Source organism: Rhodococcus sp. MS16, assembly GCF_013277795.1.
Lineage (GTDB): Bacteria > Actinomycetota > Actinomycetes > Mycobacteriales > Mycobacteriaceae > Rhodococcus_F > Rhodococcus_F globerula.
Map to the genome: position 1 here is coordinate 682,602 of NZ_VBTM01000003.1, position 21,248 is coordinate 703,849.

14 protein-coding genes and 1 pseudogene are annotated in these 21,248 nt (G+C 60.5%); 1 reads left to right on the forward strand and 14 read right to left on the reverse strand.

Going from position 1 to position 21,248, the window contains the following annotated elements:
• Positions 1 to 68: 68 nt before the first annotated feature.
• From FEZ60_RS08230 to FEZ60_RS08285, 12 genes are all read right to left on the reverse strand, one after another.
• The gene (locus FEZ60_RS08230; protein WP_172935879.1) at positions 69 to 1,280 is read right to left on the reverse strand and encodes an ABC transporter substrate-binding protein; all 1,212 of its coding nucleotides are present in this window, start codon (positions 1,278 to 1,280) and stop codon (positions 69 to 71) included.
• A 282-nt stretch (positions 1,281 to 1,562) separates the two neighbouring features.
• Positions 1,563 to 2,306: an SDR family NAD(P)-dependent oxidoreductase gene (locus FEZ60_RS08235; protein ID WP_172935880.1), complete on the reverse strand. Its 744-nt coding sequence runs from the start codon at positions 2,304 to 2,306 to the stop codon at positions 1,563 to 1,565.
• Positions 2,307 to 2,311: 5 nt separating this feature from the next.
• The gene (locus tag FEZ60_RS08240) at positions 2,312 to 3,835 is read right to left on the reverse strand and encodes an AMP-binding protein (protein WP_172935881.1); all 1,524 of its coding nucleotides are present in this window, start codon (positions 3,833 to 3,835) and stop codon (positions 2,312 to 2,314) included.
• 126 nt (positions 3,836 to 3,961) lie between these two features.
• The gene (locus FEZ60_RS08245; protein WP_172935882.1) at positions 3,962 to 5,614 is read right to left on the reverse strand and encodes an FAD-dependent oxidoreductase; all 1,653 of its coding nucleotides are present in this window, start codon (positions 5,612 to 5,614) and stop codon (positions 3,962 to 3,964) included.
• 11 nt (positions 5,615 to 5,625) lie between these two features.
• The gene (locus tag FEZ60_RS08250) at positions 5,626 to 7,869 is read right to left on the reverse strand and encodes a molybdopterin-dependent oxidoreductase (protein ID WP_172935883.1); all 2,244 of its coding nucleotides are present in this window, start codon (positions 7,867 to 7,869) and stop codon (positions 5,626 to 5,628) included.
• 60 nt (positions 7,870 to 7,929) lie between these two features.
• Complete coding sequence (locus tag FEZ60_RS08255) at positions 7,930 to 10,077, reverse strand: molybdopterin-dependent oxidoreductase (RefSeq protein WP_172935884.1); 2,148 nt, start codon at positions 10,075 to 10,077, stop codon at positions 7,930 to 7,932.
• A gap of 16 nt (positions 10,078 to 10,093) precedes the next feature.
• The gene (locus tag FEZ60_RS08260) at positions 10,094 to 11,467 is read right to left on the reverse strand and encodes an MFS transporter (RefSeq protein WP_172935885.1); all 1,374 of its coding nucleotides are present in this window, start codon (positions 11,465 to 11,467) and stop codon (positions 10,094 to 10,096) included.
• Position 11,468: 1 nt separating this feature from the next.
• Positions 11,469 to 13,025 (reverse strand): AMP-binding protein, encoded by a 1,557-nt coding sequence (locus FEZ60_RS08265; protein WP_172935886.1) that lies wholly within the window; start codon positions 13,023 to 13,025, stop codon positions 11,469 to 11,471.
• A 297-nt stretch (positions 13,026 to 13,322) separates the two neighbouring features.
• Positions 13,323 to 14,867 (reverse strand): AMP-binding protein, encoded by a 1,545-nt coding sequence (locus FEZ60_RS08270; protein ID WP_172935887.1) that lies wholly within the window; start codon positions 14,865 to 14,867, stop codon positions 13,323 to 13,325.
• A gap of 327 nt (positions 14,868 to 15,194) precedes the next feature.
• The gene (locus FEZ60_RS08275; RefSeq protein ID WP_172935888.1) at positions 15,195 to 16,442 is read right to left on the reverse strand and encodes a CoA transferase; all 1,248 of its coding nucleotides are present in this window, start codon (positions 16,440 to 16,442) and stop codon (positions 15,195 to 15,197) included.
• 42 nt (positions 16,443 to 16,484) lie between these two features.
• On the reverse strand, positions 16,485 to 17,120 hold the full coding sequence (locus FEZ60_RS08280) for a PaaI family thioesterase (protein ID WP_172935889.1): 636 nt from the start codon (positions 17,118 to 17,120) through the stop codon (positions 16,485 to 16,487).
• An 8-nt stretch (positions 17,121 to 17,128) separates the two neighbouring features.
• Positions 17,129 to 18,289 carry a Rieske 2Fe-2S domain-containing protein gene (locus tag FEZ60_RS08285; RefSeq protein ID WP_172935890.1) on the reverse strand — a complete coding sequence of 387 codons (1,161 nt, stop codon included), beginning with the start codon at positions 18,287 to 18,289 and terminating at the stop codon, positions 17,129 to 17,131.
• A gap of 71 nt (positions 18,290 to 18,360) precedes the next feature.
• Between FEZ60_RS08285 and FEZ60_RS08290 the strand changes: the two genes are divergently transcribed.
• Positions 18,361 to 18,957, forward strand: coding sequence for a TetR/AcrR family transcriptional regulator (locus FEZ60_RS08290; RefSeq protein ID WP_172935891.1), 597 nt, complete (start codon positions 18,361 to 18,363; stop codon positions 18,955 to 18,957).
• A gap of 85 nt (positions 18,958 to 19,042) precedes the next feature.
• On the opposite strand, the pseudogene FEZ60_RS08295 reads toward FEZ60_RS08290, so the two are convergent.
• A pseudogene (locus FEZ60_RS08295) lies at positions 19,043 to 20,202 on the reverse strand (acyl-CoA dehydrogenase family protein).
• A gap of 33 nt (positions 20,203 to 20,235) precedes the next feature.
• Positions 20,236 to 21,219 (reverse strand): nitronate monooxygenase, encoded by a 984-nt coding sequence (locus FEZ60_RS08300; protein ID WP_172935892.1) that lies wholly within the window; start codon positions 21,217 to 21,219, stop codon positions 20,236 to 20,238.
• Between the last annotated feature and the right edge of the window lie 29 nt (positions 21,220 to 21,248).

The window sequence follows — 21,248 nt, forward strand, 5'->3', positions numbered from 1 at the left end:
ACATTCGAAGGAGACAACGCGCGGCGAGGATCGGATCGAGATACCCCGCCGCACAGGTTGTTTCCGGATTAGGGGACGATCCAACCGTCGGAGGCTTCAACCTGCTTGCCATTGTCAACGGTCACCATGCGCACCGTCGCGTTGCAGATCGTGGAGAAGCCTGCCAGCGCCGTACCGTCGCACACGACCGGGGAGTCCATGAAGCCTTCAACTCCGTCCGCGGACCGCAGTGCCGAACTGACCGTCGCGGTTGTCGGGTTGTCACCGGCTTTTGCCAGGAACGCGGCCAAGGTCATGACCGAGCTGAAGCCGACCGGAGAACGACCACCGGCCTGATCGGAACTGATCCCCGCGTAACGATCCAACGCATCGAGGTAGAGCTGTACCTGCGGGTCATCACCATGCACCGCCGGGGTCAACAATTCCTGCGCGAAGTAGGCTCCTTCGGCAGCATTACCGGCGCTGGCAAGAACATTGGGGTCAAGGCATCCCGAACTGAACGCCAGCTTGCCCTCGTAACCGAGCGACCGAGCCGCCTGCATGATCTGTCCACACGTCGGAGCGACGAACAGCACTGAAAGAGCATCAGGATTGTTACGCGTTGCAGCGGTGACCACACTGGTGAAATCGGTGGCCGTCGGCGACTCCGGAACTACTGTGACGTCGGTGATTCCGTTCTTCGTCAGCGCGGCCTTGAACAGATTTGCACCCTGTTGTCCCGACGGCGTGTCGTTCACGACAACAGATACCGACTTCACGCCGTCCCGCGCCAGGAAAGCGGCCTGTGCCGCGTACTGCCCCGCCGAAGAACCGACAAAGGCAAAGACGTTCTCCCCGTTGTAATCGGTTCCCTGAATCGGGTTGGAAGCGACGTAGGGAATTCCGGCGGCATTGAGTACCTCGTACGCGGCCGGCCCCGAGAAGTCGAGACCCGTCATCGCGACGACCACTCCGGCACGGACCAACTCGTTTGCACAGCCCTGGGATGCTTCGGGCGATCCATTGGTGATACAGGTGTGGAGTTCGATCGGTCGGCCGTTGACACCCCCACCGTCGCGATTGACGTATTTGACCGCAGCCTCAGCTGCAATCCGAAGATCGGGGAATGAACCCGACGGCGCCTGCTCCTGGTTGATGTAGCCGACCTTGATCGGATCACCGCTGGCCGGGTTCGAACCGGGTCCGTCGTCGGCGCTACTGGAGCTACCGCAGGCGGTTGCCAGCAGTGCGGCAGCGGCAAGGATCGATAGAGATGCAAGTGTCCGTGTGGATTTGGCCATCGAAGGCTCACTTTCGAGTTCGGAAGTCAGTGAACTGAACGCAGGGGTGCCGTACTGGGCCCAATGCGTACGACGGTATCTCGGGTGCATCCAGCGGCACCCCGTAACCTACACGCATTAGGTGGCATATGTCACATCAGGACCCGGACGTGTCCGGATTCTCGCAATCACTTAACACTCGAAAGATATTTCTACACAATATGTCTCGGCAAATTTACTTCTTTTGCAAAACAAAGGGCACCGTCACGCAAGCGCGCAACGGTGCCCTTCTCGAATCTACGGTCAGAACCCGACGGGCCCGCCCTTCCACACCCCGATCTCCTCACCGGAAACATGGCGTCCGTCCGCACTGACAAGGAAGGCAATAGTCGACGCAATGGACTCGGCAGGAATCTTAGGCCATTGCGAGGCAAGCGTTTCCACAGCATTATCGCCACCGGAGGCAATGATGTCGGTTTCGACGAACCCTGGAATCACTGTGTTGACCGTGATGCCGCGCCGGGCAACCTCCTGAGCCAAGGTACGAGTCATTCCGACGAGGCCGGCCTTCGCCGCCGAATAGGCACTCATCCCCGGTGACGGACGACGCCCACCCGACGCCGACCCCAGGAAGATGACCCTCCCCCAATTCTGTTCGTACATAGCCGGTAGCGCGGCATGGGTGCAGTAGAAAGGGCCGGAGAGGTTGACGCCGATCACACGATCCCAGTCGGCCGGACTCTGCTTGCGGGCCGAGCCGGCCAGATTCATGCCCGCGTTGTTCACGAGCACCGTAGGCGCTCCCAACTGCGCGGTCGTCTGCGAAATCAGTTGTGCGGCTTGCTCCGGATCAGAGATGTCGGCGCGAATCGATGCTGCCACACCACCTGCTGCGACGATTTTCGCAACCACGCCGTCCGCGTCCTGCGCACTGCGCGAATAGTTAACTGCAACAGCCATTCCCTCGGATGCAAGTCGTTCACAGATAGCGGCACCGATGCCCCGGCCACCACCGGTGACAACGGCGACTCGACGTTCACTCGACATGATTGTCACCGAACCTTCGCGTAGGTGTCGGGGACGTCCGCATAGGAATCGCGCAGATCTCGTTTGGCGATCTTCCCGCTGGCCATCCGGGGAAGCGGTTCATCCACAAAAACCACGTAGCGCGGAACCTTGTAGTCCGCCAGGTTCTGATTGCAGAAGTCAATGATGTCCGACTCTGTCAGGGGTACTGCAGTTTTGACAATCGCGGCGGGCGTCTCGCCGAACTTCGCGTCGGGCACACTGATGACAGCAACCTCCTCGACACCCGGAATTCGGTTGACAACCGTCTCGATTTCGGCGGGCGAGATGTTCAAACCGCCGGAGATGATCATGTCCTTGAGTCGATCGACGTAGGTGAGGTAGCCGTTCTCGTCGAGTTTGCCGAGATCGCCGGTCTGCAGCCAACCATCGATAATGGTTGCCTTGGTGGCATCTTCGTTGCGCCAGTAGCCCGGCATCATGCCGGGTCCGCGAAGCAGAATCTGGCCCGTCTCGTGCGGTACACAGTCGTTGCCCTCTGCATCGACGACACGGATCTTGGTGAAGATTCCACCCCAACCACACTTGTCGGGGTATTGCGCGGCTTCCTCACGCGGCATGGCTGTTGCGGATCCACCGATCTCCGTCTGCCCGTAAATCTGCCGAAGCTGCACCCCCTGTGCCTGCCAGGCATGCAACAGATCGACCGGAACTCTAGCGCCGCCGACGTGGGCCGTGGTCAGGTGACTCAGGTCCGCGTCCGTGAACCCCGGGACCTTGGAGATCTGATCGAAGAGGATCGGCGGCCCCGTGAGCGTGGTTGCCTTGTCCTCGGACAACACCCGAAGTGCTTTCTCCGGATCGAATTTGGGCTGCAGGAAAAGTGTTCCGCCCTGCAGCGTCACCCGAGAGATGCCCCAGATGATTCCGGCAGCACTGAACAGCGGTAGCACCAAGAGAGGACGCAGGCCGTTCGGCAGAATCGGTTCCATCAACGACCACTCGTGCATTTCACCGGAAATCGATGCGTGCGTGAAGATCACGCCCTTCGGGCGGCCCGTTGTACCGGAGGTGAACACGATGGCGGTCGGATCTTTCAGATCGACAACAGGCGTGCGGTACCCAGCGTGCGCGGCGGTACGCAACGGCCGCACATCCTGCTCGAACACTGCCAGCGAGAATCCTTCGCGAGCAGTTCGGACCTCTTCGAGCCTTGACCGCAGGTCTTCATCGCAGTACACGACGGCCGGTTCGCAGTCTTCGACAAGGGCCGTCAACTCACCGGCAAGCATGCGCTGATTGAACGGTGCCACTATCGCGCCGACTTTCAGCGCGCCGAGGGCGGCGGCACACCATTCGAGCGTATTGGCACCCACCAAGCCGACGCGGTCGCCAGGCTTCACTCCGCGGGCCGCCAGATCGTGCGCGACCCCGTCAGCCCATCGAGCCAGTTCCGCATACGTGATGACATCGCCGTCGAAGTTGATCGCGGGTAGATCGGGTTTGGTGCGTGACCAATAGGTCAGTGCATCGATAACAGTGCCGCTCATGAAGGGCCTCCCGCGTTCTCACTGGGCCGCACGAATGCGACCGATAGGTCCGAAAGATGATGTGCGCACGACAAACAGAATCATCAGTGGTTCACATCACAGTAAACTTAATCTAAAGGTCATCGGTTAATTGAGCAAGCCCTGGGACGGTGAACTTTCCATGACGGCGTGTGCAATGGCCGCAGCCTCCCGCCGATCTACCAACTTCACCCTGGGACGTTCCTGGCGGCGCCCGCTCTCGAGCTCATGACGGTCGATCGCACGCCAACCGTTGCCATCGATCAGGCTCGGGCGTCGCTGCAGGATCAACGCATGAAGAGCGCGCACATCAGCCATCGGCGTTCCCAGTCGCCCAGCGCGGTGGTCTTCGACGATCGACCTCACCGTTTCACCGGCGCAGTATCGATTGGTGCCGATCACACCGGTTGGCCCCCGCTTGATCCACCCCGCAACATACAGGCCGCGGCTTACAGTACCGGCGTCTGGATCCTGCACTCGCCCTGCCGAGTTCGGCACTGTCCCGGACCTCATGTCATACGGCAGTCCGTCAACCGGGCGCCCCCGATATCCGATCGAGCGCAGCACGAAGCCGGCGTCGAACTCCGAAACCTCCCCCGTACTTGTTGCCGCAACCCGTACCTTCTCCACTCGACGCGATCCAAGCAACTCGAGGGGTGTCGTGTCGAACCGAAGGATGATGCGCTTTTTCTCCGGATCAGTTTGTCGGGCAGCATATTCGGCAAGAAGGCGAGTTTTGGTCGTAGACGACGCGTCGACGTTCACGGGCCCTTCCACCACAACGTCGATACCCGGCAAGGAATCGAGCGCGAGCAACTCCGGCGTCGTGGCGGCCGTGAACTCCGGACCACGGCGTCCGAGAACCACAACCTCCTCGATGTCACTACCCTCGAACGCCGCCAATGCGTGGTCGGCGATGTCGGTGCGTCGCAGTACGTCCGGATCGGAGACAAGAATTCGGGCCACGTCGAGAGCGACGTTACCGTTACCGATCACCACTGCACGCGGAGACGACAGATCGAACGTCGCATCCGCGTGATCCGGGTGCCCGTTGTACCAGGCCACGAATTCACGCGCTGCGTAGCTTCCCGGGAGGTCCTCTCCCTCAATCCCGAGTCGGCGGTCGTCGGATGCACCTGACGCATACAGGACCGCGTGATGGTGGTTTAGCAGTTCCTCGGTCGTCACATCCCGACCTACCTCAACGTCGAGAAGGAATGTAAAACCGTCGCGTCGTGCAGTCCGGTCGAACACCCTCGCTACTGACTTGGTGTTCGCATGGTCCGGTGCGACTCCGAATCGGACCAGCCCACCGGCAACCGGCAGTCTCTCGAACATCGTCACCTCCACGTCGAGTCCGGACGTGGTGAACAATTCTTCGGCCGCATAAAAGGCGGAGGGTCCGGAGCCGACTATCGCCACACGCAGTGGCGCAAGCGGGGTTTCATCATCACGCGTCCCTCGTGGGCCAGGTTGCACGTGCGCACCCGGCGGTTCGTTTCGCGGATGCGCGGCAAAGTACTCGGCATTGATCTCGAGGTAGCGTGCCGTGCGCTCGGTCAACGCGTCCTCCGGGACTATCGCGTCGACGGGGCACACATCGGCGCACGCACCGCAGTCGATACAGGAGCCCGCATCGATGTACAGCATCTCGGTGCTCTGGTACTCGCGTTCCTCCGGTGTCGGATGGATGCAATTGACGGGGCACACCGCAACGCAGGTCGCATCGTTGCAACAGTTCTGAGTGACAACATAGGCCATGTCGGCAATTCCTAACGCGTGCGCGTCACAGTGACAGGCACGCCGTTGAAGATGGGGGAAGCAGTGAGTGGTTCGACAATCACGTCGTCTACGAGAGCATTGACGTTGGCGCCTGGCGCGGCCGCCGAAGCAGACGTACGCAATCCACTACCGTCGTGACCCCAGCCGTGCGGCAGACTCACCACACCAGGTCGCATCTCGGCGGTCACCCGAACTTCGGCGACAACGCTCGACACCGCCGAGGTCACGTCGACTCGATCCCCGGTGTGTACGGACAAAACTGCTGCATCATCCGGATTCACGAAGAGTGCGCATTGTCCGTCGTCCGGTTGCGGCAATGCATTGTGCAGCCACGAGTTCATTCCCCGCCGCTGCCTTCGGTTGATCAGCAACAGCCCGTCCGTCGAGCGTTCCATACTTGCCCTCAGGCGCGGAATATCGTCGACGATCATCTTCGGTACCACATTTACGCGCCCGTTCGGCGTTCGCAGCACCTCAGGCAATCGGGGCTGCAGCGGCCCGAAGTCGATGCCGTTCGGAGTCGACTCGAGCATTGCCAACGTAAGTCCTCCGGGATTGCTCCCGAACCGGTCACCGAACGGGCCACTGCGTAGCCGAAGGTCCAGCAGTCTGGCGGGTCCTGTGCGCCTGGCACTCTCGCGTTCGACGTCCTCGACGCCGCAACCGGCAAGCTTTGCTGCGCGGCGCATCGCCACGGCCGCTACCTCCTCGTCGATCTCGCCGACAGCACGGTTCGGGGTGCCACTCGCGATCGCAGCAAGGCGTAGGAGGATGTGCCATTCCGACATCTCGTCAGTCGAGGTATCGAGCAATGGCGGCGTGTAGCGCGCAACGTTGCGGACTTGAAAGTGTGTGAGGGCGATGTCGTAGTGGCCACGCGTGGCAAGCGGAGGTGGGGGCAGGATGACATCGGCATATCGAGTTGTCTCGTTGACGTAGCAGTCGATACTGACCATGAATTCGAGTTGCCCCAGGGCCTTTTCGATCGCGGTGCTGTTGGGTAGCGAGCGCGCGGGGTTGCCGGCGATGGTGACCAGCGCTCGGGTGCGGCCAGGCCCGGGAGTCAGAATCTCCTCGGCAAAACACACTGCCGGCAGTTCCCCCATCGCCTCGGGTAGAGACCGCACGCGAGAATGCCAGCGAGCGAAGGTAAACGGTGGAGTCTTGGTCACCGGCCAGGTGTTCTGCCCACCGGCAGGCGGCATCGGGAACATTGCACCACCCGGACGGTCGAGATTACCGGTCGCGATCGTGAGTACCTCGACGAGCCAATTGGCCAGTGTCCCGAATTCCTGCATACAGGAACCGATCCGAGAGTTTGCCACTGCCCGCGGTGCGCCGGCAAAACCACGTGCAACAGTGAAGATGACAGCCGGATCGATACCGCACACCGGCGCCACCACAGCGGGGGGAAATTGCGCCGCGATCGATAGCGCGTCATCGAGACCGTCCACGTGCGGAGCAGCATCACCGAGACTCGCGAGTCCCTCTGCGGCAATGACCGAGAGCAGGCCGAGCAGGAACAGCGCATCAGTGCCTGGCCTGATCGCCACGTGCAGATCACTGACCTCTGCGGTTCGAGTACGCGCCGGATCGACCACAACGAGTGTGCCACCGCGCTCGCGCAGCGCACTCAGCCGGCGAGCGATACCGGGCGCGGTAATCGTGCTTCCGTTGGAGACCAGTGGATTGCTCCCGAGGAGCAGAAGATAGTCGGTGCGGTCGATGTCCGGAATCGACAAGCCGAGACCGGTGCCGTAGAGCAGCATGTGTGCGAGGTTCTTCGGCAACGTGTCGACACTCGCGGGCGAGTACAGGTTTCGGGTGCGCAGGGCCGCAACCATCGTCCCGAGGTAGAGCGACGGATCCAGATGATGGGCAGCGGGGTTGCCGGTGTACACGGCGCAGCTACCGGGATCGTTGCTCACGTACTCGGGTAGGCGTCGACCGATCTCGGCAAACGCTTCGTCCCACGTTGCCTCCCGGAACTCACCCCTGGCGCCATCGCGGATCAGTGGGGTCCGCAAGCGGTCGGGATCATTCTCCAGCCGCCCCAAACCGAGACCCTTCGCGCAACTGTGACCAGCACTGAAGACATCGTCGACGTTTGGTGACACCCCGACAACTGTGCGACCGTCGAGTTCGAAGAGGAGTCCGCACGTAGCTTCACACAGCGGGCAGATCCGAGCCCCGACGTGCGTACCGCTCGAATGGTCGGTGACAGTCGACGTCATGGGTGATCCTCTCTCCCGGCAGTCGGGATGACCTGATTCATAAACCTAATGGTCGAAGTTTTACTTGGCAAGTGCCGACGGCAGTGGATACACGGCCACGGGTACCGCCGTCATCGTCGGCATCGCGTTGATCGCCTGGGCGCCCTCGGACCGGCCGGTGAGAAGATTGACATTGCTGCCACTACTACGAGGGTCGGCATCAGGATCCAAGTCGCCGAAACAATGGGTCATCGACACCACACCGGATGGAACGGTGCGGTCGGAACGTGCGACCGCTTTCAGCTGTCCCGACTTCGAGCGCACCATGACAAGATCACCGTCGTTCACACCCAGACGAGCCAGGTCTTCAGGATTCAGATGAGCGGGATTGTGTCCACCGGGTACAAGTCCGTCCAGCGCCGTACCAACCGAGTTCATCGCCTCACGGATACGACGCACGGTCAGGCGCATCGTGAAGGCGGGATCTTCAGCCGAGATAATCGACTCCGACAGCGCCGAAACCAGTTCTGCGTAAACATCATCCGGCAAAAGCCGCAATCTGTGACCACGACCTTCCGCACGTGCCGGCCCTACCACCGAACCGCTGTGCCCCGCCACATAGCCGTGCTGTGCGGTACGGAGCCGCTCGAAGGGCACCCGACCGCGCTCGGCCAGCATCGCGAGTGCTTCGGGTGACGTCGGAGGCTTGTCCGGATCAAGAACTCGACCGGCGAATTTAAACGGCTGCCCGGAAGCGGCGGCAAGATCGAAGAAGAACCGCCAGTCGTCGACAGCACCTGGTGGCGCCTCGACAACTGGAGAGGTGTACTGCGCGAACGGTATCGGAAAGAATGCTTCCATGAGCATCGTGTGATCATCGCGCTCGTACATCATGGTTGGCGCAATGACGTAGTCGGCAAGCCTCGCCGTATCCGACATCAACGGGTCGATGCAGACCAGCAGATCCAGCGATTCGAATGCTCGTACCGCCTTGGCCCGGTCAGGAAGTGCCGCAGCCGGATTGCCACCCGAGACGACAAGCGCTCGAATTCGATCCGGCCCGTCTTCGAGTATCTCGTCGGCAAGAATTCCCGACGGTAATTCTCCTCGCATAGCGCGGATACCACCGATGCGACTGCGGAATCCGGTCTCGAATCCCCTTTCCGGAGGTGAGACTTCGGCCCGGGCCGGCACGGATCGGCCGAGAGCCGAACGATCGTCGACAGGCTCTCCCTCACGTAGGTATCGGCCGCACACGACGTTGAGCGCCGCCACAAGATGTTCGGCCAGGTTGGAGTGCGGACCCATGCACACTCCCGTGCCCGTTGTTGCCATCCCGCGAGACGCGGACGCAAACATTCGCGCGGCTGTGCGCACGTGATCCTCCGGAACGCGGCAGACCCGTTCCACCATCTGCGGGGTCGCACCAGCAACCGCGGCGGCAAGCTCGGGCAAGTCGCCAGCATACTGTCGACAGAAATCGTGGTCGTACAATTCTTCGGAGAGAACAAGATTCAACATGCCTGCAAACAGCACAGCATCTGTGCCAGGACGCGGCGCGAGGTGCAGATCTGCTCGCGCTGCCGTCTCCGTCCGACGAGGATCCACAACGATCAACCGCAACCCGCGCTCACGTGCTTCTCGCAGTGTCACGGATGGATTCTGGACGACCGCACCGTCGCCGTCTCCGCCATTCGCGGAGACGAGAGTATTTGTCCCCGCAAGCAACCACACATCGCAAGTCTCGAAGCGCTGACGTCCGCCGAGATAGGTTCCCATCCGCTCTTGGACAACCCATTTGGCGGATTGATCGATCGTCATGGTCGAGAACAGCTTGTGCGAACCCGTCCCACGGAACCAGGCACGCGCCATCGGCGGGGTCAACGCCGCAAAGTTCTGTTGTGTCCCCATGAACATGGCAACCGACTCCGGTCCGTGTTCGTCGACGACGGCCTTCAAGCGCGCCGCGATGTCGGTTACCGCTTCCGGCACCGATACCGGCACGTGTGTGCCGGTATCGGTGCGCCGAAGCGAAGACGTCAACCTATCCGGACCGCGCGCGAGATCAGCGCCTCGGCGCCCCTTCGCGCACGTATACCCGCCAGAAATCGGATGGTGGGCATCACCGAGCACCCGAACGATCTGGTTGTCCTCGAGATCGAGCAGGACACCACACGATGCGGGACACAGACGGCAATAGGACGTCTTGCGCGACCGGGAAGTCTTCATGATTACGAACTCTCAGCTAGCTCTCGACCGGAGTAAACACCGAGGTGGTGGACGATTGCTCGACCCGACGCTCACGACGACTCCGTAGTTGCAACACTGCCAGCGTCAGTACCGCGACCATCGTCGGCACGATCATCAACATGAAGATCGTGCGGGCATCCATGCCGGCGGCGATGAGCACTGCGCCCAGACTCGGGCCGACGATCGATCCGATTCGCCCGACGCCCAAGGCCCAACCAACACCTGTTGCTCGTGACGAGACCGGGTAGATCGATGATGCAATCGCAATGATGCCGGCTGAGCTGCCGGACATACCGAAACCCACCACGAAAATCGTCACCAGGAGCAGAAGCGAATTGCCGAGCAACATTGCCACTGCCCCGATGAAGATGGCACCAAGAGTGTATCCGGCCATGACTACGGCAAATCCATTGCCGATGCGGTCTGTGATCCGGCCGAACGTCAAAGCACCGGTCATACCACCAAGATTGAACAGGGCGGCCGCAAGTAGCGCGGTCGACGCACTCTGACCGGCGTTACTGAACAGCGAGGGCATCCAACTCAGCAGGAAATAGATCACCAGGAAGTTGATGACGAATACCACCCACAGCAGCACGGTGTCGATGGCCCGATTACCCGAGAATAGCTCCCGTACAGGCGATTTCGCGTGAACCGGAATATCCTGCACGAACCGGTCCGTGGCGGTGATGTTTGCCGTAGGCGCAATCGACGCAAAGATCTTCGAAGCTCCTGCATGGTCACCGCGAGCAGCCAAGAATCGACCGGACTCCGGCAGCCAGAACCATGCCACCGCGGCTGCGACCAACGGAAGTACACCACCGATGACGAAGATCGATTGCCACCCGAACGACGGAATCAGAAAGGCTGCGGCAAAACCTCCGACAAACCCACCCAGTGACATACCTGCGATAACCACGGTTACTGCCGTTGCACGGATTCTCGTGGGGCTGTATTCACTGGTCAGAGCAACAAGATTCGGGGTGACACCACCCAACCCCAGGCCGGCCAGGATGCGCAGCACGATGAGCATCGACATCGATGTCGCCAGCGCAGACGCCAGCGTGAAGACTGCGAAGATCACCGTACAGACAAGGATGACTCTCCGCCGTCCGTAGCGGTCGGACAACGGCCCGAACACCATGCTGCCGACAACCATAGCGCCGGCGCTCAACGCAAGAAGCAAACCGAACGAAGCCTTCGAAACTCCCCAGGCTTCGGACAGGGCTGGAATTGCGAAACCAATCAACTGCGCATCGAGCCCATCAAGAATTGCCAGGATCAAACACACTGCGATTGTTCTCTTCTGCAAGAGAGACAGCGGCGCCTTGTCGATCAAATCCGAGATATCCACGTCTCTAGTCGTTGTCATGTCATGCGTTCCTTTCAGAGATTCGATGCATCCCGCCCACTGCAAGCGCAGATTCCGGCGCTTGCGGGAACTTGGTCCGCAGAACTGCTTTTGCCAACTTTCCGGAGAACGTGCGAGGTAGCGGCTCATCCAGAGCGACGGCGTGGCGCGGCCGTTTGAAACTTGCGAGGCTCGCACCCGCAACAACGCTGATATCTGCGACGACATCGGCCGCAGCACGGTCGCTGTGGAACACGACCATCGGAACTTCACCCCAGCGGTCGTCCGCAACCCCGATCACCGCAAGATCGACCAACCCGTCGATGACGTGCAGGGCTTTCTCGATTTCCGCCGGGTAGACGTTGAGACCCCCGGAAATCACCATGTCCTTACTGCGGTCCACCACTTTGAGGAACCCCAGGTCGTCTTGAAGGCCGAGATCACCGGTTCGCAGCCAGCCACCGACCAGGGCGCCGGCAGTAGCATCAGGTTTGTTCCAGTACCCCGCCATGACGTGCTCACCGCGGACCAGGATCTCTCCGATCTCGTTCGGCGCAGAAAACCCGCCGTCCGCAGCGCCGATCCGGATCTCGGTGCCTACCAATGCAAGACCGGCAAAACCCGGCCGCGTCCTGGCGTCTTCGTACTCGAGAGTCGATACCAGTCCGGAGGCTTCGGTCAAGCCGTAGGCCTGCGTAAGTGGAACACCGCGGTCGTTGTAGAAATCGAGGAGGTCGAGACTGACCGGCGCTCCGCCGGCGGTAGCAAAGGTGAACTTGGCCAGCTTGCGAACGCCGAAATCCGGAAGAGCAGTCATACGCTCCCAAATCACCGGCACCGTTTGCGCAGCCGTCACCTGTTCCCTCGCAAAGGTATCGAGTGCAATCTCCGGGTCGAATTCACGCAGAAGCACCATGGTCGAGCCAGGTACCAAGACCATCTGGACAAAAATCGAGATAACCGAACCGGTATAGACGAGAGGTGCCGAACACATGACACGATCACGCGCCGACAGCCCGGCACCGATCACCAAGGACAGACCGGAAGACAGTGCATTGCGATGGGTCAGCGTCGCGCCCTTCTGCACACCCGTCGTCCCCGACGTGTAGCAAATGAAGGCGGGATCGTCAGCCGAGATGTCCACAACCGGAGCCGTACCCACATCCAACAACGACTCGTACCGGCGATGAGCACTACCACCGATGGCAAAGATCTCGAAATCTACTGCTGCAGAGCCCTCTTCGAGAAGAGAAACCAACTCGTCCTCCACGATCACCACCCGCGGCGCCGAATCGACCAGCATCGGCGCAAGCTCCTTGCCGATCAACCGGAAATTCAGCGGGACACTGATCGCACCCAACTTGAGCGTCGCCAAAATGACATGGGCCAACTCAGGCCGATTGAGCATCATGACCCCAACCCGATCCCCCTTGCCCACACCACGGGCTGCCAAACCCCGCGCCAACGCGTCGGTGATCGCATCCACCTGCGCCCACGTCTGCGACGTGTCACCAAAAACAATGGCCTGCTGCTGCGGCCGCGTTTTCCCCCAGTACCGGGTCAGGTCCGCCAAATTCATGAGCTCTCCTCGTTATCGACCTGGTTGCAATGCAATCCGAACAATTCCCAACAGCCGCCGGCGCGACACGTCCGATTCGAAATTTGGTGAGATGAAGAGTTATGCGACCGACGGCGACAACACGATCGTGTGATGGCCATCACAGGAACCGTAGAGAACATAGCACCAACAGGTAAGTTACGCAACGCGTTTCGACCCAGACTCACAGATTCACGAAGTTGCCGGAAATGCGAAAGCTCCTCCCGCCACAGGGTTTTCAAGGCAGGAGGAGCCGGCACAAGCAATCGGACCTGGAAGTCAGTCGGCAGCTGTAACTGCCGATGCCCGAACTACTGGAACAGCCGCCGTCGGAGCCATGGGAAAGCGCTCCCGGAGAACAGCTTTAGCAAGTTTGCCGGAGAACGTGCGCGGCAATGGTTCATCCAAGGCAAGTGCGTGACGCGGCCATTTGTATTTCGAGAGGTTCCGGCCGGCCACGTCGGTAATGTCCGCGACGACATCGGCAGCGGCACGGTCGCTGTGAAACACCACCATCGGAACTTCGCCCCAGCGATCGTCCACCACCCCGATCACCGCAAGATCGACCAACCCGTCGATACCGTGCAAGGCTTTCTCGATCTCCGCCGGGTAGACGTTGAGACCCCCGGAAATCACCATGTCCTTACTGCGGTCCACCACCTTGAGGAACCCACCCTCGTCCTGCGCGCCCAGATCGCCCGTGTGTAGCCAACCGTCGACCAGCGTGGCCGTCGTAGCTTCCGGCTTGTTCCAGTACTCACGCATGACGTGCTCACCGCGCACCAGAATTTCACCAACCTCGCCGGGAGCGACCGAACCGTCACCGATCCGTATCCTGGTTCCTGCCAGCGGCAGCCCTGCGAATCCCGGGCGAGTGCGGGCATCGGCGTACGTCAAGGACGACGCCATACCGGACGATTCCGTCAGCCCGTAGACCTGAGTGAGTGGAACACCCCGATCGTTGTAGAAATCGAGCAGATCGAGACTGACCGGAGCACCACCGGCACCGGCGAAGGTGAACTTTGCAAGCTTTCGAACGCCGAAATCGGGGAGCATCGTCATGCGCTCCCAGATCACGGGCACCGTGGTCGTCGCCGTGACCTGTTCGCGTTCGAAAGTATCGAGGGCGATCTCCGGATCGAACTCGCGCAAAAGCACCATCGTTGCGCCCGGTACCACCACCAACTGCATGAAGATCGACAGCACGGAACCGGTATAGACCAGGGGTGCCGAACACATCGCTCGATCACGTCCCGAAATACCATGTGCCACAACCTGTGCCAGGCCAGGTGCGATTGCACTGCGATGTGTGATGACAGCGCCCTTCTGCGCTCCCGTCGTCCCCGACGTGTAGCAAATGAAGGCGGGATCGTCAGCCGAGATGTCCACAACCGGAGCCGTACCCACATCCAACAACGACTCGTACCGGCGATGAGCACTACCACCGACGGCAAAGATCTCGAAATCTACTGCTGCAGAGCCCTCTTCGAGAAGAGAAGCCAACTCGTCCTCCACGATCACCACCCGCGGCGCCGAATCGACCAGCATCGGCGCAAGCTCCTTGCCGATCAACCGGAAATTCAGCGGGACACTGATCGCACCCAACTTGAGCGTCGCCAAAATGACATGGGCCAACTCAGGCCGATTGAGCATCATGACCCCAACCCGATCCCCCTTGCCCACACCACGGGCTGCCAAACCCCGCGCCAACGCGTCGGTGATCGCATCCACCTGCGCCCACGTCTGCGACGTGTCACCAAAAACAATGGCCTGCTGCTGCGGCCGCGTTTTCCCCCAGTACCGGGTCAGGTCCGCCAAATTCATGAGCTCTCCTCGAGATCGACTCGGTCGCGGCGGGAAGCATCCTCACTCGCGACCTGTTCGACAGGTGTGATCCGGATCGAATCGCACCATCTTGTTTGTTTTCCCTGCACTGCTGCGTCGGCCACATCGACGCGGATGTGATCGCGCTCACCGCATCCCTCAGTAAATCTAACATCAATAGATATCAATTACCAGGCAATTCGCAACTATTCTGCCGACGGATCGAATCGTATCGAAGACATGAAAAAGCCACTCGTGCATATGATTTCATGCACGAGTGGCGCGGCCAGGCCGGCGAACGACTATGAAGTTGTCGGAGCGCGCAGCCTACAATCCGGTTCCAACGGGAGCGGCAGCAGCGGGATCGACCACCGATCGTGCACGCTCCGGTGAGTAACCGGCGACCTCACACAAGACGTCCATCGTGTCCACACCCAGCCGAGGCGGAAGATCCGGAGCGAATCTCTCGCCCGCAATCCGGACAGGACTGGTCACGAACTCGAGTTCACCGACCCCGTCGTAGTCGACTCGATACGTATTGGCGCGAGCACGAAAGTGGGGATCGGCGATCATGTCGGCAACGCTGTTGACCGGACCACCGGCAATCTCGTGTTCGAGGAACAGAGCAACCCATTCGGCTCTGGTCCGTTGCAGAAATACTTCTCGCAGGGCGCGCCACACCAGATCTGCACGAGCCGGCGCACCGTCATCGGCACTGCTCAAGTCGATGGACAGCAGATCCTCTCGACCTACCGCAACACAGAAATTGCGCCAGAATTTGTCCACGTGAGAACCGAAGAGCATCGCCTCGCCGTCACTGGTCCGGTACGCCTCCAGTCGTGGCCAGTCCGGCAATCTACCGTCCTGCATCCATGACGGCCTGGGAATCGACCGCTCCCGGTTGAGTTCCGCATCGATCATGTCCGGCACCCATGCCGCTGCAATATCGATACCGGCTACCTCGAGTTGCACCGCTTCGCCGGTCGTACGCGCGCGATGCAGCGCGGCCAACAACCCCATCGCTCCATACGCGCCGAGCGCGTACATCGCGATGGGTGGTGTGGTCGATCCCGCCATCCCGACGGTAGGCGGGTCGGTTGGCGTCGTCACTTCCCGTAGGCCTGCATATGCGTCGAAAACCGGCCCGCCGGTTCCCATCTGCCGATAAGGTCCGTCCGATCCCATCCCCGATACCGAGCAGAAGACGATGCGCGGATTCACCTGCCGCAGTTGCTCGTAACCGATTTCCAGCCAGTCCAGATAGCCCCCGCGCATGCCCTCGATCACAGCGTCGCACGAACCCGCCAAGTCGAGGAACGCCTGCTTTCCGGCTGGACTACGCAGGTCAAGCGCAACACTCTTCTTGCCGCGATTCCAACGTAAATGCATGAACGCCGGGCCGTCCTCGTCCCCGATCGCCCGACTACCACCGACTCGAACCGGATCGCCGAGTGGCCCGGACTCGATCTTGACGACTTCGGCGCCCAAGTCGGCTAGATGTCCGCCGAGCGAGGACGGGGCGAGTTGGGCGACCTCGAGTATCCGCACACCACTGAGCAACGAGTATCCACTCATGCCTTCTCCTTCTTCCATTCGCGCGTAGGACTTCTGAAAGCGTTATCTCTGTTCGGGTTTCAGCTCTACCCACAAACCTTCAACGTCAGCGACAAGGATGTCTCCGTCGTACATCGCTCCCCGCATGAACCGTTTCCGCCCGTCCTGACCGACGAACTCCGCCTCCACTCGCAGCACCGCGTCGAGTGGAGCCAACGCTCGAAAGTTCACGTTGAGATAGGCGGTGCGGCCCCAAGGACGCCCAGCACTATTGGCGAGCCTCGCGAGAATCTCGTCGAAGATCAGCGGCGTGACACCGCCGTTCATCGCATACCGTCCGGAATGGAATCGGCCGACGCTCACGTGGCCCCGAGCAGTGGTATCGGTAACTTCGTCGATATGTAGCGCCGGGGCCATGGACTGCGCTCGTCCGGCAAGTTCCCAGCGCCGGCCGGCAATTTGCTCGTCTTCGGCGACTTCGAATTTTGCCATCTGCAGTGCGATATCACGCAGTCTCCGGGCAGCATCGGCCGCTCCGGCGGGAGTCGGTCTACTACGAGCAACCGATTCTTGAACCGCTCGCAACGCGTCGATCAATTCGGAGAATTCGTCCTCGCGCTCGACCGTCGGCTCGAACGGGTCGATCCAACTCGGATTCCAGAGATCGGACTGCTCAGCTAAATCCGGAATGGCATCCATGTGTCTCCTCAGGGTTGTGCGAGCAGCTCCTGTGCATCACGCGTAATCATCTTGTGGAACACCTGACCCGGCAATTCGTTACGGCCGTATATCAATTCGTCCACCTGACCGTGCGCCGCATTGTCGGTGATCGTTTTCGTGACGAACCAGTCCTCGTTGTGCAGAGTCTCCATGAGCAGTTCCCAGTTCTTCTCGAGCACCCGCTTCTCACGCGGGGTTTCCGGTTCTTTGGGAGAAAGAAGACGAATCGTGCAGTACGAAACGTTCGGATCTTCGGTATCGGGGACGATGGTCCACACCTCGAAGTGATTGGGTTCCGTGACAAGCATGGTCCCGGGGTAGATCGTGTAATTCGCGAGCGAGTAATCGCGGACGTCGAACGAGTCCGGGTCTGCATCGCGCACCTCGGTAATCGACTTGCGCGCCACGACGATTCGCCATGATCGATCGACGAGATCGAATGCGGTGATGTTGCCTTCGAGGTAGTTGCACACCGTCTTGGTGTGAAGTTGGCACAGGTGATACGAGTCTTGCACTCCGTCGACGGCGATCTTCCAGTTCATGCCGAGCTTCCACGTTTCCTTGCGAACCTGGAACGAGTCGGCCATGCCCGTCGCGATCACCTCGGCGTCGTGCTTGGAGCCCAGGGTGTGCTCGATGTCCAAGTCGGCACCAACCGTCGGCACCACCCACACGAGACCGTGGCGCACCTCGCACGGGAACTCGACCAGTCCGTATTGCTGGCGGTCCATTCCCTCGAAACCCTCCGCGTGCGGCATCCCGCGCAGTTCGCCGCCGCGTCCATACGCCCAATTGTGATACGGGCAACTGAAGATTCGCTTGCATCCGGATTCGGCGAACTCGACCTTGGCACCACGGTGGCGGCACACGTTCGAGAACGCCTTGACGCTTCCGTCGGACTGCTTGACCACCAGCAGCGGGGTTCCGATGAGATCCGTAGTGACAAAGTCACCCGTCTTCTTCAACTCGTCCACGTGAGCGACGATGTGCGGGAAGCGCCGAACCACTTCCCGTTCACGCGCTGCGAGCTCGGGGTCGTCGAAGGCCGAAAACGGAACGCGCATCAAATCTTCCGCATAATCGGTGGTGTCGTTGTCCACGTGCGAGATAAGGCGCCTGGTGAGTTCGATCTTGTCTTCACGCTCCATACGTGAAGCCTGGCACATGAGACAAAGATTGTCTAGTGCCTCACGGTCCTGGGTGGCGGTATTCTTCACCGATGACCTCAAAGACGGAACCCGATGCGTCGACAGACGTGACGATCGCAATCCTGAATGCGGCGGAGTCGTGCTTCGAGCGATTCGGCATGACTAAAACGACTATGGCCGATGTGGCCAGAGCCGCAAAGATCTCGCGCGCAACGGTGTATCGGTATTTCACCGATCGCGAAGCTCTGATCACAGCGTCGATCGTGCGACGCGCGCAGGTGAACATGGGACCGGCGCGTGCTTTCATCGCCAGCTTGCCCACGATCGAGGACCAGATCGTCGAGGGTATCTGCAAAGACGTGCAAAGCGGTCGCCAGGATCCTGTGGTCAACATGCTGGTCTCACCTGAGGAAATGGAGTTGTCGACCAAACTTCTCAACGAATCGGGCAAGGCAATCGAACTGACCTACGAATTGTGGGGACCGATTCTGTCCGACGCTCAGGAGAGCGGCAAGATACGCGCCGACATCGACCTGCGCCTGCTGTGCGAATGGATCTCCGAGATCGAAATCATGTACATCAGCGCGCTCACCGACGACGATGGCGCCTTGGATCGATTCAAGTACAAGATGCGCCACTTCTTCGTGCCATCGCTTCTCCCCCGCTGATCCGGGTCATGGCTTCAGATGAGCGCTGACGCGATGAGGGCGAACGACCACAGGTCGTTCGCCCTCATCGCTAAAGGTAGTTCGATCACGAGGTGAACCCGGCCGCGATGTCGCGGCCGATGATCTCCTTCATGATTTCGGTGGTACCGCCGTAGATGGTCTGAATGCGCGTATCCACGTAGGAACGTCCGATCGGATACTCCATCATGTAGCCGTACCCACCGTGCAACTGCACACAACGATCGACCACTCGCTTCTGCAACTCCGTGGCCCACCACTTCGCTTTCGACGCGTCGACAGCAGACAGTTCCCCCGCATTGAGGGCCAGAACGCACCGGTCGACGTGAGACTCGGTCACCTCGATCTCGGTCAACATCTCCGCGAGAGCAAATCGAGTGTTCTGCAAATCCCCGATCCGCTTTCCGAACGCTCTGCGCTCGAACACATACCGGCTAGTCCAGCCGAAGCCGATCGAGCCGCGGCAATCGCGTTGACTGCGATAGACAGCCGTTCGAGAGGCAGACGCTCCATCAGGTGCACAAAGCCACGCCCTTCGGCGCCCAGCAGATTTGTGGCGGGCACCCGGACGTTCTCGAAGACCAGTTCCGCGGTGTCCTGACTGGCAAGGCCGACCTTGTGCAGCTTTCGCCCGCGACTGAATCCCTCCATCCCTCGCTCGACCACAAGTAACGAGAACCCTCTCGATCCGGCACTGGGGTCGGTGCGGGCCACGACGATCACCAGATCGGAATGAATACCATTGGTGATAAAGGTCTTCTGGCCGTTCAGGATCCAATGATCGCCATCGAGAACGGCAGTACTCTTGACACCCTGCAGATCGCTCCCGGCGCCAGGCTCCGTCATGGCAATTGCCCCGATCAGTTCACCGGCCGCCATTCCAGGCAACCATCGCCGCTTCTGTTCCTCGGTGCCCAGATCCTTGATGTACGGGATCGCAATATCGTCCTGCAAGGTCACGCTCTGCCCGAACGACGTGGTAGCCGCACGCGCGATTTCCTCGGAGACCACACACCGGAAGCGATAGTCTCCGACTCCGGAACCCCCGAACTCCTCCGGTATCGAGAGACCGATGATGCCGGACTTGCCCGCCGCGAGCCACGCAGATCGGTCGATGAGCCGATCGGCTTCCCACTGCTCGTAGTACGGTTCGACCTCACGGGCCAGGAACTCACGAACCGTGTCCCGATACGCGTCGTGGTCCGTCTCGAAGAGACTGCGTTGCATGGTTATTCTCCTCAACCGTTGATCTGCTCAGGGTCAGGCGTTTATCGGATCGAGGACACCGACAAGGCGCTCGGCAATCAGAGCTTCGGCCTCGGCGACCATACGATTAACCAGGTCACCGACGGTGGGAATGTCGTGGATCAAACCCTGCGCAGTTCCGACGGTCCAGATGCCGGCTTCAGGATCACCGTTCTCGTACACGGTTCGTCCCCGCGCACCCGCGACAAGATCACGTACGTCCTCGAATTGACCACCGTTGGAGAGAATTTCGACGACCTCTCGACTCACGCTGTTACGCGCCACACGGGCGGTATTGCGTAGTGACCGGAAAATCAGTTCGGTGTCGACCTCGGTGGCCGCAACGATCGCTTCCTTGATGTTGCGGTGAATCGGCGATTCTTCGGTGCACATGAACCGCGTACCCATGTTGATACCGTCGGCGCCAAGTGCCAAGGCAGCGACCAACCCTCGCGCATCGGCAAATCCGCCGGACGCGATCATCGGAATGCTGATCTTCTCCGCTGCTGCGGCGATGAGCACCAGGCCGGGTACGTCGTCTTCGCCCGGATGACCGGCACATTCGAACCCGTCGATACTGATTCCGTCAACGCCGAGATCCTGGGCCTTTACCGCATGCCGGACGCTGGTGCACTTGTGGAGAACCTTCACCCCGGCCGCGTGGAATTGAGGCAGATGCGGGCCGGGGTTCGAGCCGGCAGTCTCGACGATCTTGATCCCGGAGTCGATGATCACCTGGCGATATTCGTCGTAGGGCGGCGGTGTGATCGCGGGGAGAATCGTGAGGTTGACTCCGAATGGTTGATCGGTGAGCTCGCGGGTTCGCGCAATCTCCTTGGCAAGATCGTCGGGTGTCGGCTGAGTCAGCGCTGTGATCATGCCGAGTGCGCCGGAGTTCGCAACGGCCGCCACCAATTCGGCTCTCCCGACCCACTGCATGCCGCCCTGCACGATGGGATGACGAACTCCGAAGGTCTTGGTGAAAGCAGTGGTCAGCACAGAAGAGCTCCTCGCGAATCGGGTGATTA

Bases quoted from the DNA above. Each gene is read 5' to 3' on its own strand.
- FEZ60_RS08230 (WP_172935879.1), bottom strand. From the start codon at position 1,280: ATGGCCAAATCCACACGGACACTTGCATCTCTATCGATCCTTGCCGCT.
- FEZ60_RS08235 (WP_172935880.1), bottom strand. From the start codon at position 2,306: ATGTCGAGTGAACGTCGAGTCGCCGTTGTCACCGGTGGTGGCCGGGGC.
- FEZ60_RS08240 (WP_172935881.1), bottom strand. From the start codon at position 3,835: ATGAGCGGCACTGTTATCGATGCACTGACCTATTGGTCACGCACCAAA.
- FEZ60_RS08245 (WP_172935882.1), bottom strand. From the start codon at position 5,614: ATGGCCTATGTTGTCACTCAGAACTGTTGCAACGATGCGACCTGCGTT.
- FEZ60_RS08250 (WP_172935883.1), bottom strand. From the start codon at position 7,869: ATGACGTCGACTGTCACCGACCATTCGAGCGGTACGCACGTCGGGGCT.
- FEZ60_RS08255 (WP_172935884.1), bottom strand. From the start codon at position 10,077: ATGAAGACTTCCCGGTCGCGCAAGACGTCCTATTGCCGTCTGTGTCCC.
- FEZ60_RS08260 (WP_172935885.1), bottom strand. From the start codon at position 11,467: ATGACAACGACTAGAGACGTGGATATCTCGGATTTGATCGACAAGGCG.
- FEZ60_RS08265 (WP_172935886.1), bottom strand. From the start codon at position 13,025: ATGAATTTGGCGGACCTGACCCGGTACTGGGGGAAAACGCGGCCGCAG.
- FEZ60_RS08270 (WP_172935887.1), bottom strand. From the start codon at position 14,867: ATGAATTTGGCGGACCTGACCCGGTACTGGGGGAAAACGCGGCCGCAG.
- FEZ60_RS08275 (WP_172935888.1), bottom strand. From the start codon at position 16,442: ATGAGTGGATACTCGTTGCTCAGTGGTGTGCGGATACTCGAGGTCGCC.
- FEZ60_RS08280 (WP_172935889.1), bottom strand. From the start codon at position 17,120: ATGGATGCCATTCCGGATTTAGCTGAGCAGTCCGATCTCTGGAATCCG.
- FEZ60_RS08285 (WP_172935890.1), bottom strand. From the start codon at position 18,289: ATGGAGCGTGAAGACAAGATCGAACTCACCAGGCGCCTTATCTCGCAC.
- FEZ60_RS08290 (WP_172935891.1), top strand. From the start codon at position 18,361: ATGACCTCAAAGACGGAACCCGATGCGTCGACAGACGTGACGATCGCA.